The 15,676-nt window shown below is 41.6% G+C and carries 16 protein-coding genes and 1 riboswitch; of the genes, 7 read left to right on the top strand and 9 right to left on the bottom strand.

Annotated features, from left to right (window positions below; all coding sequences use genetic code 11):
* Positions 1-223 precede the first annotated feature (223 nt).
* The 6 genes from VXQ11_RS14815 to VXQ11_RS14790 all read right to left on the bottom strand — a co-directional run bounded on the left by VXQ11_RS14815 (position 224) and on the right by VXQ11_RS14790 (position 6,133).
* Complete coding sequence (locus VXQ11_RS14815) at positions 224-805, bottom strand: lytic transglycosylase domain-containing protein (RefSeq protein WP_416706356.1); 582 nt, start codon at positions 803-805, stop codon at positions 224-226.
* Between the two features lie 126 nt (positions 806-931).
* Positions 932-1,423 (bottom strand): GNAT family N-acetyltransferase, encoded by a 492-nt coding sequence (locus tag VXQ11_RS14810; protein ID WP_416706352.1) that lies wholly within the window; start codon positions 1,421-1,423, stop codon positions 932-934.
* Between the two features lie 112 nt (positions 1,424-1,535).
* On the bottom strand, positions 1,536-2,735 hold the full coding sequence (locus VXQ11_RS14805) for an acyl-CoA dehydrogenase family protein (RefSeq protein ID WP_064102954.1): 1,200 nt from the start codon (positions 2,733-2,735) through the stop codon (positions 1,536-1,538).
* Positions 2,736-2,758: 23 nt separating this feature from the next.
* Positions 2,759-4,045, bottom strand: a complete 1,287-nt coding sequence (locus VXQ11_RS14800) for an acyl-CoA dehydrogenase family protein (RefSeq protein ID WP_416706355.1) — start codon at positions 4,043-4,045, stop codon at positions 2,759-2,761.
* 242 nt (positions 4,046-4,287) lie between these two features.
* On the bottom strand, positions 4,288-5,664 hold the full coding sequence (locus VXQ11_RS14795; protein WP_416706351.1) for an ABC1 kinase family protein: 1,377 nt from the start codon (positions 5,662-5,664) through the stop codon (positions 4,288-4,290).
* Between the two features lie 160 nt (positions 5,665-5,824).
* A complete protein-coding gene (locus VXQ11_RS14790) occupies positions 5,825-6,133 on the bottom strand; it encodes a hypothetical protein (RefSeq protein ID WP_064095336.1) in 309 nt (102 codons plus the stop codon).
* 200 nt (positions 6,134-6,333) lie between these two features.
* Here VXQ11_RS14790 and VXQ11_RS14785 point away from each other — a divergent pair, with 200 nt between their 5' ends.
* From VXQ11_RS14785 to VXQ11_RS14760, 6 genes are all read left to right on the top strand, one after another.
* Positions 6,334-6,720 carry a lysozyme inhibitor LprI family protein gene (locus VXQ11_RS14785; RefSeq protein ID WP_064102951.1) on the top strand — a complete coding sequence of 129 codons (387 nt, stop codon included), beginning with the start codon at positions 6,334-6,336 and terminating at the stop codon, positions 6,718-6,720.
* Between the two features lie 204 nt (positions 6,721-6,924).
* The gene (gene prmB, locus VXQ11_RS14780) at positions 6,925-7,935 is read left to right on the top strand and encodes a 50S ribosomal protein L3 N(5)-glutamine methyltransferase (RefSeq protein WP_004647103.1); all 1,011 of its coding nucleotides are present in this window, start codon (positions 6,925-6,927) and stop codon (positions 7,933-7,935) included.
* 12 nt (positions 7,936-7,947) lie between these two features.
* Positions 7,948-9,042: a chorismate synthase gene (gene aroC, locus VXQ11_RS14775; RefSeq protein ID WP_416706350.1), complete on the top strand. Its 1,095-nt coding sequence runs from the start codon at positions 7,948-7,950 to the stop codon at positions 9,040-9,042.
* Positions 9,043-9,173: 131 nt separating this feature from the next.
* Entirely contained in the window at positions 9,174-9,608 is a 435-nt protein-coding gene (locus tag VXQ11_RS14770; protein ID WP_064095339.1) for an Imm44 family immunity protein, read from the top strand.
* A 158-nt stretch (positions 9,609-9,766) separates the two neighbouring features.
* On the top strand, positions 9,767-10,675 hold the full coding sequence (locus VXQ11_RS14765) for an AEC family transporter (protein ID WP_416706349.1): 909 nt from the start codon (positions 9,767-9,769) through the stop codon (positions 10,673-10,675).
* A gap of 320 nt (positions 10,676-10,995) precedes the next feature.
* Positions 10,996-11,083: riboswitch (glycine riboswitch) on the top strand.
* A gap of 135 nt (positions 11,084-11,218) precedes the next feature.
* Positions 11,219-12,463: a D-amino acid dehydrogenase gene (locus VXQ11_RS14760; RefSeq protein WP_416682177.1), complete on the top strand. Its 1,245-nt coding sequence runs from the start codon at positions 11,219-11,221 to the stop codon at positions 12,461-12,463.
* A 287-nt stretch (positions 12,464-12,750) separates the two neighbouring features.
* Here VXQ11_RS14760 and VXQ11_RS14755 read toward each other — a convergent pair whose 3' ends face one another.
* Positions 12,751-13,404: a hypothetical protein gene (locus VXQ11_RS14755; RefSeq protein ID WP_416706348.1), complete on the bottom strand. Its 654-nt coding sequence runs from the start codon at positions 13,402-13,404 to the stop codon at positions 12,751-12,753.
* Positions 13,405-13,504: 100 nt separating this feature from the next.
* Between VXQ11_RS14755 and ispF the strand changes: the two genes are divergently transcribed.
* Positions 13,505-13,993 (top strand): 2-C-methyl-D-erythritol 2,4-cyclodiphosphate synthase, encoded by a 489-nt coding sequence (ispF, locus tag VXQ11_RS14750; protein ID WP_064095367.1) that lies wholly within the window; start codon positions 13,505-13,507, stop codon positions 13,991-13,993.
* A gap of 2 nt (positions 13,994-13,995) precedes the next feature.
* Here ispF and VXQ11_RS14745 read toward each other — a convergent pair whose 3' ends face one another.
* On the bottom strand, positions 13,996-14,520 hold the full coding sequence (locus VXQ11_RS14745; RefSeq protein WP_064095343.1) for a protein tyrosine phosphatase family protein: 525 nt from the start codon (positions 14,518-14,520) through the stop codon (positions 13,996-13,998).
* Positions 14,521-14,584: 64 nt separating this feature from the next.
* Positions 14,585-15,676 (bottom strand): 3-deoxy-7-phosphoheptulonate synthase, encoded by a 1,092-nt coding sequence (locus VXQ11_RS14740; protein ID WP_191731298.1) that lies wholly within the window; start codon positions 15,674-15,676, stop codon positions 14,585-14,587.

The following is a 15,676-nucleotide window of genomic DNA, read 5'->3' as shown; positions in this document are numbered from 1 at the left end:
GTATAGATGCCGCTGTTGAAATGCAGGAAATAAAAAAACCAGCGATTCGCTGGTTTTTTACTGCTGGCTATTTTAGCTATATACATACATTGCAGTTGCGAAATAGCTTATAGATGGCTACTCAAAGTAACGAATCTAGAATCCACTATTGGAAATTAAAAAATTTTCTTAATTTACTTAAAAATAGCCTAAGCATGATTATTGGACTCATATTATTAAGTAATTAAAGAGAGTTCTTTAATATTTTTTTATGTTGTTTCACTTGTTTGGCATACCGTTTACCCTGTTTGCGCATTTTGCGATTATTCTCATAACCTGACGGACCCACATTATAGTAGGCAAGAGCTTTCTTCCAGTTGCCAGATGATTGATTATACTTAGCAAGAATATAAGTACCGCACTGGATATTACTGTTCTCACTATATAAATCACCTGGACAGGTTTGTTGCCAGTATCTTGGAATTACTTGCATTAATCCTACAGCCCCTGCAGGAGAAGTAGCTTGGCTACGATAAGTAGATTCCTGACGAATCACCGCTGCTACTAGTAGGGGATCTACCCCCTGATTTTGTGCATGCTGCACAATCAAAGGAGAAACACGATTAGCTGTATCCGCAGGAGTAGAATACGCAGTTTGAATGCCTTTAGACAATTTAGCTGCACGTTTTTCTATGGAGCCTCCACCCAAGGATGAGCAGCCAGCAAAAAGAAAGGTACTCAATAAAATAGAGGAAAATTTAAAAGAATAAGAATGAAATAATGAAGATTGAGATTGAGCTGGATTGAAGAAATAAGAAAAAAACAAACTGTGGATTCCATGCCTGAATAAACCTATTTCGATGTTAGGCAGCCTATATATAAGAGTCAAGCTTAGTGCAGATAAAAGCATTATATTTCTGCACTAATCTTATAAATCTGATAAAACCCTGTCCTAAGTTGCAAGCGTTTTAAGCATCCAGATTTCACAGGCATTACTATGTCCGGTATTGCCTTTAGGCTGAGGTAGATGTTGAAAACCTAATTTTTCATAGAGATTTATTGCTTGCCATAGCGTTTTAGTTGTTTCTAAATAGACTGCCTCAATCTGATGAGCCTGTGCAAATTCAAAGGATAGTTCTAAGATTTTTTTGGCAAAACCTTGCTGACGGATCTCAGGTAAAAAGTACATTTTCTGAATTTCTAAAATGTTTGCGTCACCTTCTAAGGGAGCAATTCCACCACCGCCATACACCTGATTCCGTTCATCCACAATAACCCAGTAAGCTGCATACGGTTGGTTATAGAATTCATATAAATTATCTAAAATTGAATCACCTACTGCAAAGCCGGACTCTGCGGCAAGACCAAACTCTATAGAAACTTTACGAATGACCTTGGCAATTTGTGCATTATCTTGAGGCTGAATAGGACGAATAGAGTACATATTGAACTGATTTTATTTTAAAAAAAGATGAATTTTTATAGCCTTAAACCCTTAAAAAATCCATCGTTTAATCAATTCAGGTGATTTTAATTCACTATTTAATGAACAATCACTATTTTAATTCGCTCGATGATTTCCCTAATTCCCGTCGGGCAATAATGAGTTGCTGAATCTGTTGGGTCCCTTCAAAAATATCCAGAATCTTGGAATCACGTGCCCATTTTTCTAGAAGTTCAGTTTCGTTATAACCAATGGCTGCTGCCAGTTCAACACATTTTAAGGTGATTTCATTACCGATCCGGCCTGCTTTGGCTTTGGCAATAGAGGCTTCACGCGAATTTGGTTTACGATTATCCGCCATCCATGCAGCTTTCAGCATGAGCAGGCGTGCGGCTTCCCATTCGGCTTCCATACGATAGATTTGTGCTGCGATATTGGAGCTTTGCAAATACGGTGTAGCATATGTGGCATCTAACTTTTCCTCAAAAATCTCCTTAATTCGTTCTAGTGAAGCTTTCGCACAACCAATTGCCATTGCAGCGACTAATGGACGAGTATTATCAAAGGTTTCCATGACGCCGGCAAAACCTTTGGCGACATCAACTTCCGCATGACCAAGCAAGTTTTTTGCGGGGACCCTGCAGTTGATAAAGCTAATGGCGGCAGTATCAGATGATTTAATCCCTAATTTATGTTCTAGCCGTTCAACTTTCATGCCCGGGGTACCTTTGGTCACCACAAATGATTTAATTGCTGATCGTCCCAGTTTTTTATCCAAAGTTGCCCAAACGACGACTGCATCTGCCCGTTCACCGGAAGTTACGAAGATTTTTTCACCATTTAAAATATAATCAGTACCATCTTTGATTGCAGTTGTACGGATCGCAGCGGAATCTGAACCACAGCCTGGTTCTGTAATTGCCATGGCGGCCCAAATTTCGTGAAAACGCTGCAATTGTTCCTCATTTGCTACGGCTGCAATCGCTGAGTTTCCTAATCCCTGACGTGGCATCGAAAGTAATAAACCAGTATCGCCATAACACATTTCAATAATACTCAGGGCGGTAGACATATTAATGCCATTTTTATTACTGCTGTCTGCATCACCACGTTTATTGACTGCTGCACCGGCATTCATGCCTTCGCTACCATGATTCATACCGTCGACCACAGAAGCAAGCATGTCTAGTTCTATCGGATAGGCATGTTCAGCCTTGTCATATTTTCGTGAAATCGGACGCAAAACATTGACGGCAACTTCATGTGCTTGATCAATCAAGAGTTTGAATTTTGGCGGATTTTGTAGATTCATAATTATTCTTCTTTACTTTCTGATCAGGCATGCAAGCCAGAGTGGAGAATAGCAGTGGCTCTCAGGTCCCGATACCAGCGTTCTACCGGATGTTCTTTAGTAAACCCGTGACCACCTAAAATCTGTACACCATCGGTGCCGATTTTCATGGATTTTTCTGCGCAGAGCAGACGGGCCAGATAGGCCTCACGATGAAAGCTTTGCCCCGATTCAGCCAGACTCGCAGCATTCAGGATCAGTATCTGCATCGCATCAATTTCAATGGCCATATCGGCAATCATAAAAGCGACACTCTGACGATGAGAAATTGGTTCACCAAAGGCGATACGTTCATTGGCATATTGCACACAATATTTCTTAATAGCTTCACAGGTGCCTACTGCCATCGCACACCACATTAAATTACCCAGATCAACAAAAGCTGCATAATCAAAATCCTCATCTCCCAGACGTTGAGCCGGGGTATTTACGAATTTAAGCGTCACAGTTTCAGTAGCTTTTAAGCCCATTGCCGGAGAATTTTGTACAGTCATCGTATTATGTCGTTGCACGACAAACACGTCAGCTTTGCCATGCAGGTCGGCGCTGACCAGATAGATATCCGCAGTTTCTCCCAGTATTACCAAGGTTTTTTCACCGTTAATGAGATAATGATTCTGACTATGAATGGCGGTGGTTTTAAGCTGATAAGGATTAAATGCAGCCGTGGCTTCTTGCACTGCAAAGGTGGCCTTCAACTCAGGATTCTCTGCGAAAGCGCTCAGATATTCTGCCTGAATCTGCTCTGAGCCCCAGCGAGTGATCGCATTGATGACACTAAAATTCGTAAGTAAGCCAGCGGTCAGGCTGAAATCTCCTTGTGCCAAATGTTGAGCGATTAAAATATTGCTGACGATATTCTGTTCTGCTGCAACACCCCCTAAGGCTTCGGGAAGGGCATAGAGATTCAAGCCTAAATCAGTGCTGTAGTGCCAGAGTTCTGGGGGAAATAATTCATGTTGATCTGCATCATGCGCTAAAGGATATAGCACCTCTTGGGCAAATTGCTGCATGGCATCACAAGTCATTTGCTGTTCTTCAGTCAAGTTCAGGTCAAATAGGGATTTGGACTGATGCGGCAGACGCTGTTTTTCAATCTTCTGGCCAGATTTTAGGATTTTCTGGGTTTGACTCAGAGTTTTGAATCCTGCTTTTGAACTTTGATAAAGTGATTTTTCTACAAATTTACGCAGCTTTAACTGGTCTAATACTTCGCTTCCCGCGATTTTGGTCAATATAGACAAGCCAAATCCTTGGGCTTTATTCACCATATTATTCATTCTGATTATCCTAAGGTGTCGTCACATTATTTTTTTTAATACTGACATGTGCTCAAGGATAAAACTATGTCGTAGGTGACAAGATTAATTGTCAATTCTCAGGTTTTTTAAGATTAATAAATTAAAATGTAAATCAATGAAAATAAGAAGAAAGATCTAAATTAAAAAAATCTTTAATGAATAAAAATTGACCTGGATGACAAAATCATCCGGGTCTTTATGATGTATTTATTTTAAGAGAGATGTTTTTTAATCATGGCACGTACATTGGTTTTGGCATCAATGACGGTCATAAAGGTATAGGCACCAATAAATTTACGGCTAATAAACATAAATTCCTTTGGCGGTACACTGAAATAACGCGACGCCATAGATCTTGAAGCCTGTTGCATGACACGGCTATGCAGTTGACTCTTTTTCCAGTCATAACGATTATGTTCGTCCATTACGCCGGCTGGCAGCTCCTGATTATTCAGTGGTGAGCTAAATGCTTCAGTAGCTAATAAGAAGACCTTGGCCATATCGGGTTTGATACTTTGTGGAATTGAATCAAAAAATTCATAACCCGTCATGGCCTTGACCATCATATCCGAGTCATGATGATAGCCTGCCTGAATCAGGTTGCGCGCAACATTGAGCAGATGCTGGTCAAACTGACGAATTGCGCCAAAGTCGAGCAAAACGATCTTGTCATGCATATCAGCGCCATTGCCGAGACGAACCAGATAGTTACCAAAGTTCGGATCGGTTTGCATCTCGCCCCATTCAAAGATTTCACGTACTGCAATTTCCAGAGAAGCTTCGCCTAACAGGTTGCGGCGTTCTTGAGGTAGGGATAACATCACCGGGCTATTGATTGGCACACCGCGTTCAAAGGTCATGCACAACACACGATCAGAGCAATATTCATCAATAATCGTCGGTACGATATAGCGTGGATCATCTTTCAAACGTGCAGCAAAACGACGCGTTGTATCTGCCTCAATCTGATAGTCTACTTCACGATGCATCATCTCGCGGACTTCGTCGAACCACTGGTCAAACTCACGGGTTTGCGGCACCATACGCGTCAATTTAAGCATGTTCTTAAACAGGCTCATATCTGAATCAATGGCTTCCGCTACACCGGGGTACTGAATTTTTAAGACCAGTTCCATACCATCGGATTTTCGGGTAGCGCGATGTACCTGTGCCAAAGAGGCTGTGCCTAAAGGCTCATGATCAATGGTGAGGTCATCCAGTTTTGAACCAAGCTGTTGCTGTAATTGGGTTCTGATGGCTGGCCAAGCCAGTGCAACTGTCTGGTTATTCAGGGTATTTAAAGCCTGAGTGACTTCTTCAGGCAAAAAATGCTCTCCATAAAGTGCCATCATTTGCCCAATTTTAACAATAGAACCCTTGAGCTTACCGATTTCTGCAACCAGATAGTCAGCCTGTTCTTTCATGGCTTTTTTACGTTTCTTTTCTTTATCTTCTTCGCTCGAGAACATGGAGCTTGCACTAGAAGCCGCCCAACGTGTGCCTGCCAGCAAGGATGCCTTTGCGATCGATAAGCGTCGATCCATAGAGGAGGTTTTCAGTTGTTTAAGCTTATCGTTCTGATCTGACATGTAAACTCGATCCTTTCATCATCAGCATGAAGCAGAATAAATCATTGTAAGAGATATTAGCGTTTCTGCACGTATTAAAAAAGTTTAAGCGGCTGAATTCATAGTAAAAGCTAGGCAAGCTTTCAATTATTCACCAACCAGTATCAGTTTAGACAGGGCATTATGCCATTTGAAATTGGATTTTTAATTCAGATCGTTGCTGCAACTGTTGTTTATTTGTTTGAATATGTTGATGAATCAGACGCTGTACGCTGTCATGCATGAAGCCCAGAGAATAGCCTTTAACAATCACAATACTTGGCAAGCCAAAGAACAGATATTTGGCATCTTCCAGCGTTGCATCGGTAAATACGCCATGCTGTATCAAGGCTGACTGTAAAAATCCCTTTTCTTGCTGCACCTGACCGGATGCTTGATCATTCCAGTAATTCTGGCGCATCGCCATAAGATTATTGTGCTTATAGCTCATAGATAGAGGCTCGTTTGAAGATTGAATATGAATTATATGAGCGTCACAGGCCAATTTTCAATTGTGGAACTGTGGAATCTTTCTTTCCAAGAAATGCATAGGATTTTTGTCCGGACTACGTTAATATCAGTGGATAATTTAAACAATATTGATTGTTAAACATTTATTGGGATTGTACCGCTTTCGGTAAAGGGGATGTTATGCGTCTTGCGTGGTTTTTAGTTGCAATTTTTGTGGGTACTTCCGCTCAAACACAGGCTGCTATGGGGTATTCCAAAGAATATTCACAATGTATGAATTTCAGTTATGGAAATACTGCTAAAATTGAAAAATGCCTTAATAAAGAGCTAAAATTTCACAATAAACGCCTGAAGAAAAACTATAAAACTTATCTAAAATTAAATCCGAATCAGACTGCTGCCATCCGCAGTCAGCATGTGCTTTGGGAGCGTAAACTGACTCAGCAATGTAATTTTAGAATGTCAGGAAAATATGCCAAACAGCAACAAGGTCAATGTATGCTGGCTTTGATTATGGATCAGGCCAATCTTTATCAATCTCGCTCTTATGCATCAGCTTCCAGATAAAATGCCATAGTATTAGCATCGGCATTTAACTGAAACATTTACGAATAAAGTCAAAATTTATGCTGATAATTACTCACAAAAACAGGAATTTTATAATTTTTGAAGGCGTAGAGAATTCGTGTTTTTCATGCTTTTAGCATTATAAAAGCACGCAAAACAAGGTATCATAAGGCGTTTAAAAAAATGACCTTGGAGACGCCTTAAGTGGATCGACCGACTATTAGCCCTGAACATATGCAGGAAGCCGCTGAAAATTTAACCACCATTCGTGATTTTATTCGTTTTGGTGTGACAGCATTACGTCAATACGATGCACATTTGGGCCAAGGCACAGAAGATTATTTTGCTGAAAGTTCAGCGCTAGTGTTGCAAACCCTGTCACTAGAATGGAAAGCGGACGCTGAAATTCTAGATGCCAAATTATTGCCAAGTGAAAAAGCCGAATTTTTAAGTCTGCTGGAACGCCGTATTAATGAAAAAGTTCCAACTTCATATTTATTGAATCTGGCTTACTTTGACGGCAAACCCTACTATGTTGATGAGCGTGTGCTGATTCCACGTTCACCGATTGCTGAACTGATCCAGAACCGTTTTGCCCCATATTTCCTGGGTGAACATGGTCAAATGGGTGAGGCGGTTAATAACTTGCCGGAAAACCCGAATCCGAAGACACCACAACGTATTCTAGATATGTGTACCGGTTCAGGCTGTATCGCGATTGCCTTGGCTTATGCTTTCCCTGAAGCGGAAGTAGATGCCACCGATATTTCGAAAGAAGCATTGGAAGTTGCGCAAATCAATACTGAGCATCATGACAAGCAATATCAGATCGCATTGCTTGAATCCGACTTGTTCGAAAAAATTCCAGCCGAAAATCAGTACGATTTAATCGTATCTAATCCGCCGTATGTCGATGCGGAAGATATGGCTGATTTGCCTGAAGAATTCCATCATGAGCCTGAGCTTGCACTTGCTGCAGGTCAGGATGGTTTGGATCTGGTACGTAAAATGCTGGCTCAAGCTGCAGATTACCTGACTGAGAATGGCCTGATCGTGATCGAAGTAGGTAACTCAGAATGGGCAATGCGCCAAAATTTCAATTCGGTGGATTTCTACTGGTTACAATTCCAGAAAGGTGGCACTGGTATCTTTGCATTGACTGCAGAGCAATGCCGTACTTACCGCGATTTATTTATTCAGTCTATTCAAGCATAGGAGTCGTTTGACATGGCAGGTAATAGTATAGGACAACTGTTCCGTGTAACGACTTGTGGTGAATCTCACGGTGTTGGCCTGATGGCAATCATCGATGGGGTTCCACCCGGCATTGAGCTGACTGAAGCGGATTTGCAAAAAGATCTGGACCGTCGTAAGCCGGGTACATCGAAATTTGCAACCCAGCGTAAAGAGCCTGATGAAGTAGAAATTATTTCCGGTGTGTTTGAGGGTAAAACCACCGGTACTTCAATTGGTTTGTTAATTCGTAATACGGATCAAAAATCGAAAGACTACGGCAATATCGCACAGACATTCCGCCCGGGTCATGCCGATTATACCTATACCCAAAAGTATGGTTTCCGTGATTATCGTGGTGGCGGCCGTTCAAGTGCGCGTGAAACAGCAATGCGTGTTGCAGCGGGTGCAATTGCCAAGAAATTCCTTTTCGAAAAATTTGGCATTGAGATTCGTGGTCATGTAACCCAGATCGGCCCTGAAAAAGCAGAGAAACTGGACTGGAACGAAGTTCCAAACAATCCGTTTTTCTGTGGCGATGTGGATGCAGTACCACGTTTTGAAGCACTGGTGACGTCTTTGCGTGAGCAAGGTACCAGTTGTGGCGCTAAACTTGAGATCATTGCGTCTAAAGTACCTGTGGGTTGGGGCGAGCCAGTCTTTGATCGTCTGGATGCTGACATCGCACATGCCATGATGTCGATTAATGCCGTTAAAGGTGTTGAAATCGGTGATGGTTTTGGCGTCGCTGAACAGTTTGGTCATGAAAGCCGTGATGAACTTACTACGGACGGCTTCCTGGCGAACCATGCTGGCGGTATTCTAGGCGGTATTTCTAGCGGTCAGGACATTCGTGTTGCGATTGCCTTGAAACCGACTGCTTCAATCACTACTCCGGGTAAAACCATTAATATTGATCGTGAAGATACCGATGTGCTGACCAAAGGCCGTCATGATCCTTGCGTGGGTGTACGTGCTACGCCAATTGCAGAAGCGATGCTGGCGATTGTGCTGATGGATCATTTCATGCGTCATCGTGCGCAAAACACGGATGTAGTTGCGCCGTTCGCACCGATTGAACCGAAATAATTTGCTTTATAGAAGTGAATAAAATTAAAGTCAGACTTCGGTCTGGCTTTTTTTGTACAAAAACTATCATGTTAAAAAGAAATCAGATTAAGCTAAGATTTTTCTAAAAATAATGATCAGGGGAGGTATTTATGGAAATATGGTTAAGTGCTGAGCTGAGTAGTGAAGTTTTAAGTGAAGAGCAAACTCTACAGGAATGTAAAGCACGTAATGCAGTTGAAGATGCCTTAAATGCTCAACTTCAAAATAAGTCTTATGATATTCCGATAAATAAGTGGAAATGTATTTCAATTATAATGGGAACGGATAATTTTGATGAACGTATTTATTATTCTCCTAAACGAAAAAACATGGATTTTCGCTTAAGAATAGATCCGACCACCTTCAAGGCAACAGATGACCTAGGCCGAAAGAAACTCATCTTTTCTATGCTTTTAAGAAGTTTAGACTTATTAAAAGTTAAATTAGAAAAAGTTCGTCCAAAACTGGATTCAACAGTTTTTGATGAGTTAGAAAAACTTAAAATAGATGTATTAAATATTGCAAAAGAAGAAAGCTGGATTTAAACGATTTATTCATTAAAGTCACATAGAGTCTCTCTTATTTATTATCCGTTTATTTTTCCATTGTTTTTTTATCCGGTAATACGAGGGTTGTTGTATGCTTGTTCCTTGACAGGCAATTAGGGTTGATTGCCGCAAAACTGCATATCAAGAGTTGCTCAATGTTTCAGACTATCTTCACTGTACTGTTTCCGCTTATTGGCCTCATTAGCTTGGGATATGTATTAAAACAAAGAAAATGGCTGGAAGATGATTTTTGGCGCGGTGCAGAAAAGTTAAATTATTATGTGCTTTTTCCAGTGATGCTATTTTTAAATCTGGCCACTGCCAAGATTCAAATGGCAGTCATTGAAGATGTGGTGCTAGTTGTATTTAGCATTATGGCCGTGGTCAGTATTGCATTGTATATTTTGCGTCATATTTACCAGATATCTTATGCGCGTTTTGGCGTGTATGTCCAAGGTTTACTACGCTTTAACACCTATATTGGCCTTGCTGCTGTCAGTGCCTTATTTCAGCAGCAGGGTATGACTATTTTCGCGGTGATCATGGTGCTGTGTATTCCTTTGGTGAATGTCTTATCGGTACTGGCATTTACCCGTAGTCACGAAATGCAGCTCACCAAAATTATTCTGGGCTTGGCTAAAAACCCATTAATTCTGGGCTGTATTATAGGCGGTTTATTTAATTTCTCGGGGTGGTCACTTTGGATTGGGTCAGAACACTTTCTTAAACAGATTGCACTGTGCAGTTTACCCTTAGGACTAATGTGTGTGGGAGCTGCCCTACAGTTTCAGGGCTTTCAGCGTGAGGTGTTGCCACTGGGTATGATGACTTTCGGGCGTCTTTTCGCAATGCCGCTCATTGCATTTTTAGTATGCAAAACTTTTCAGATTGATGCATTAACTACTCAGGTCTTGGTCTTGTTCTTTGCACTTCCTACTGCCTCAGCTTCCTATGTCCTCACTCGGGTATATGGCGGTGATAGTGAGTTAATGGCCAGTATCATCAGCGTACAAACAGTGGTCGCAGCAGGAAGCTTAATATTGGTGCTTTCCTGGATGATTTAAATTCTTAAATGGATAATGAAACAGTCTACATTTTGCTCCAGATCATACCTGTTTTAAGTGAATAAAATAGCCTAAGCAAATTGTGATCTTTTGACTGGCTTCAATCATTTAACTCTTAGACTGTTACAAATCCTAGGAAAGGGCTGCGACTCAGTGACTGTGGGAAGAAAGATATACAAATCTGCTATAGAGTTGAAGTTTTCAATTTAACTAATAAATTATTGATTAAAATAAGCAATTAAAGATTGATTCACGTGAATTAACATAAATTAAAACAGCGTATTTCTTAAAAATGGTATATAAATTGCTCATGATAATAAAACATTATTGCAGGAGAGAAATGCTTCTGCATTCGCCGAAGGAGCAAGTTCCCAGGAAACTCTCAGGCAAAAGGACTGTGATAATGGATAAAGACTCTGGAGAGAAGTGTTCAATCACTCACCGAAGGGGAAGGTGGCCGCATTGATGTGCAATGCATCTACCGAAGCTCTCAGGTACACATGACAGATGGGAAAAGACATCAATATAATCAAGGAGGTGTCTATGCGTCATGTCGTGGTGATTGGGGCTGGTATTACCGGAGTAACTACAGCTTATGAGCTGGCATTATCAGGCTATCAGGTGACCGTGGTGGATCGGCATCTATATCCGGCGATGGAAACATCTTTTGCCAATGGTGGCCAGCTTTCTGCCTGTAACGCAGAAGTATGGAACCAGAAAGCTACGGTGCTGAAAGGCATTAAATGGATGTCACAAAAAACTGCACCACTTTTGCTCAATCCCTCTTTTAGTGTGCATAAATACAGCTGGCTCATGGAGTTTTTAGGCAATATCAAACATTACGAAGCCAATACCCGAGAAACGGTACGGTTGGCCTTACTGGCCAGAGCGCGTTTGTTTGAAATTGCTCAAACAGAAAATATTGATTTTAATCTGGAAAAACGCGGTATTTTACATTTTTATCATAATAAGACAGATTATGACGTTGCGATCAAAGTCAATGATTTGTTGTGTAGTGGGGGTCTGGAGCGAAATGCCATTTCCGATACAGAAATCAAGCAGATAGAACCTGCATTAACGGGCGATTATTACGCAGGATTTTACTGCCAGAGCGATGCCACCGGGGATATTCATAAATTTAGCACCGGGCTGGCTAAAGCCTGTATGCAAAAAGGCGTAAAATTTGAGTTTGGTCAAGATGTTTTCGCTGTTGATTATCAAGCTCATAATATTCGGGTTAAATGCAAACCCAGTACTGAAAATGTCCATTCCTCTCCAGAGGATATTCTGGAAATTAATGCAGATGCCATTGTGGTATGTGCAGGTGTTGGCAGTTATCAGCTGGCTGAAATTCTCGGTGAGCGGGTCAATGTTTATCCAGTCAAAGGTTATTCCATAACCTTACAGTTAAATGATGAGCAGAGCCAGAACAATGCGCCCTGGGTCAGCCTGCTAGATGAAAGTGCTAAAATTGTCTTGTCACGTCTAGGCAAGGACCGTTTACGTGTTGCAGGCACCGCCGAGTTTAATGGCTATAATCGCGATATTCGCGCGGACCGGATTCAGCCGCTGATTGATTGGACCAATCGCAATTTTGACCTGTGTACCGAACATGTCGTGCCTTGGGCTGGCTTACGCCCAATGATGCCAAATATGATGCCGGTAGTACGCCGTGGCAAACATGAACGGGTATTTTACAATACCGGACATGGTCATCTGGGCTGGACTTTATCAGCGGCAACAGCAGTCATGATTGGTCAGGAAGTGGCTCAATATTATCCTGCTTGAACTGATAGCCCGCTTTCGGGCTATTTTTTAAAGATGAATTTTAAAAATCTTTAAAGGTTTATCTGAACTTTAAAATAGTGTGGTTCTTTCATAAATTATTTTTAAACCATTCAAAATGAGCAAGGAAATTTCCTCTTTTTATAGGAGTGCGGAGCATGCTCCTCTGGGGAGAGGCTCTTATAAATATCTGGTTATCCCGGGAAGCAGTGCTTCTCATCCCTGAAGGAGAAGGGACTTTAGATACTAATTAATGCTCGCTTTTTGATGACTTTATGTTAGTTAGCTATTTAATCATATAAACGATAAATGCCAGTAAATCGCTCACAACCTTTCTGCTGGCTGCTGACAACTAAAATGGCTTTACTATAGTCAAACTCATAGCGGCAGTCATTTTCATTGTCGGTAATCTGATTTTTTGCCTCAGGTGTGGTATAAGCTAAAAAGGGAATGGTCTGCGTCTCGGCCCGGTTATTCGGATTGCGATATGCCAGGCCTTCAATCTTGATCCGGTCTTTGGTCAGTTGATGAATCTTGAGATGAACAGGCTGCTTGGCAATTTGCCCCTGTTCAAACTTGATATAATGCTGGGTTAAACTTTGATTCAGCGAAATATAGATATTTAAATCATCTAAACGCCATTCGAACTGCTGTTTAAAACAGTCTATGGTTTTGCATTGCTGCAAGCGGCTTACCCATAATTTTTGGGTATCTTGCAATAAGCGTACAGGTGCATCAGTAATCAGGAAAGCAGTAAAGTATTGGTCTGTAAGTTTTTCACGAGATTCGGCCAGTGCTGCTGAACAGAGTTTCTTCATGGCAGCCGTTTTTTTACTGTCGTTATTACAGTCTAGTGTAATCGCCGAACTGCCCGTAGAAATCGTCCCCAGACCGAGCATCATTGCAATTATTTTCAACATTTTTATATCAGTTTTCAGTAGCATGATCGCTTATACTTTCACTGTGTTACGCTTGGTCTAACTATAGCGAAATAGAAAGCAAGTGTACAAGATTTCAATTGGCTATTTCTAAAGGATGTATAAGGTGATCGCACAAATTCGTATTGGCCAGGGGCTGGATGTGCATGCATTTGAAGAAGGTGATTTTGTCACTTTGGCAGGCATTCAAATTCCGCATACTCATGGTCTGAAAGCACATTCGGATGGTGATGTGGTGTTGCATGCACTCTGTGATGCTTTGTTGGGGGCCTTGGCGCTTGGAGATATTGGCCAGCATTTTCCGGATACAGATCCTGAGTTTAAAGGTGCAGATAGCCGGGTATTACTCAAACATGTTTATCAGTTGATTCTGGATCGTGGTTATCTTTTGAATAATGCCGATATTACCGTAGCCTGTGAACGTCCAAAACTGGCGAAACATAATCTGGCAATGCGTCAAAGTATCGCGGATGTCTTGGATGTCGATGTGACACAGATCAGTATTAAAGCCACCACCACTGAGCAGCTAGGCTTTACTGGTCGTCAGGAAGGAATTATGTCCACGGCAATCGTGCTGTTGAGCCATAGTAAATAAGCTCAAGTAAAATGATTCGGATTAATCAGGGAAAGTTCCAGTTCCTGTGTTGCTTTACGGCCTTGTAACTGTAGGGCAACCGCATGCATTAAACCGGTCCAGGTTTCATTAGGTTCCCAAATTTTATGCAAATGCTGTTGTGCGTGAGGCAGTTCAATATCCATATAGTATTGGCGATATAGATACATGAGACAACTGACATGGTAATTTTGCGAACAATGTACCCAGATCATTTGATCTTTTACCAGGTGATCGATCAGGTCTAGTACCAGCAGGCACTGATTGTCTGAAGGCGTTTCCCAGGAAAGTGGAACCTGAATATAGTTCAATCCCAGTTCAAGACAAATTTTATCTTCATGTGGTAGATGCTGCTGGCTATCGGTTAATGCTACGTTAATGACTGTAGACACGCCGTATTCTTTCATCAGCTGTAGCTGGGCAATGGTCGGCTGACCCGAACTAAACAGATGTTCATGTATGAACTGAAAATTCTCAATCTGGCTTAATGCCGTTTCAATGTCATTCATCAGATATAATTTCCTTGTTCTAGAAATGCAAACGCCATCTTGGCGATGGCGTTTGTCAGATCATTTAACGATTAGGTAAAATGTCTTTCAATGCCTCATGCATGTCGAGTAAAACTTTTTCAGTCGTTTCCCAGTCGATACAGCCATCAGTAACTGATTTTCCATATTCCAGATCACATAGATTGGCAGGAATATCCTGACGGCCACCTTTCAGGTGACTTTCTACCATAATACCAACAATTGACTTATTTCCATCAAGAATTTGTTCCGTAATATTTTTTAAGACGAGCGGTTGTAAGTACGGATCTTTGTTCGAGTTTGCATGACTGGCATCGATCATGATCTTGCCGCTGACCTTGGCTTTGGCCAGTGCAGCTTCTGCATCTGCGACCGAGCCTGCATCATAGTTCGGTTTGCCATTACCACCACGCAATACCACGTGCGCATATGGGTTACCAGAGGTACGAATGACAGCCACCTGACCCTGGTCATTCAGACCCAGGAAACTATGGCCGTGTTTCACCGACTGCATCGCATTGGTTGCGACAGTTAAACCGCCGTCAGTACCATTTTTAAAGCCGACCGGAGAAGAAAGGCCTGAAGACATTTCACGATGGGTCTGGCTTTCAGTCGTACGTGCACCAATCGCTGACCATGAAATCAAGTCTTGATAATACTGTGGAGAGTTTGGATCAAGTGCTTCAGTGGCACATGGCAAGCCCATTTCATTTAGTTCAAGTAACAGTTTGCGACCAATACGCAGACCTTTTTCAATATTGAATGAATCATTCATATCTGGATCATTGATCAGGCCTTTCCAGCCTATTGTGGTACGTGGTTTTTCAAAATAAACGCGCATCACAATATATAAGCTGTCTTTAACTTTTTCGCTCAGTACTTTTAAACGTTCTGCATATTCATGTGCAGCCGCCGGATCATGTATAGAGCAAGGGCCAATTACAACGAACAGGCGTTTGTCTTCACCATCCAGGATTTTACGAATCGTTTCACGACCATGCAGTACGGTTTGATAAGCAGTTTCAGTCAACGGTAATTCTGCTTTAAGCTCGGCAGGGGTTACAAGAGGAATCATGCTGTGGATATTCACGTCATCAATATCTGATGCTGAAATAGGATTTGACTGTTGTGTATTCAT

The sequence above is a fragment of the Acinetobacter sp. 197 genome (genome assembly GCF_048148385.1).
Classification (GTDB): Bacteria; Pseudomonadota; Gammaproteobacteria; order Pseudomonadales; family Moraxellaceae; genus Acinetobacter; species Acinetobacter pecorum.
This window is presented reverse-complemented; position numbering and strand designations above follow the sequence as displayed.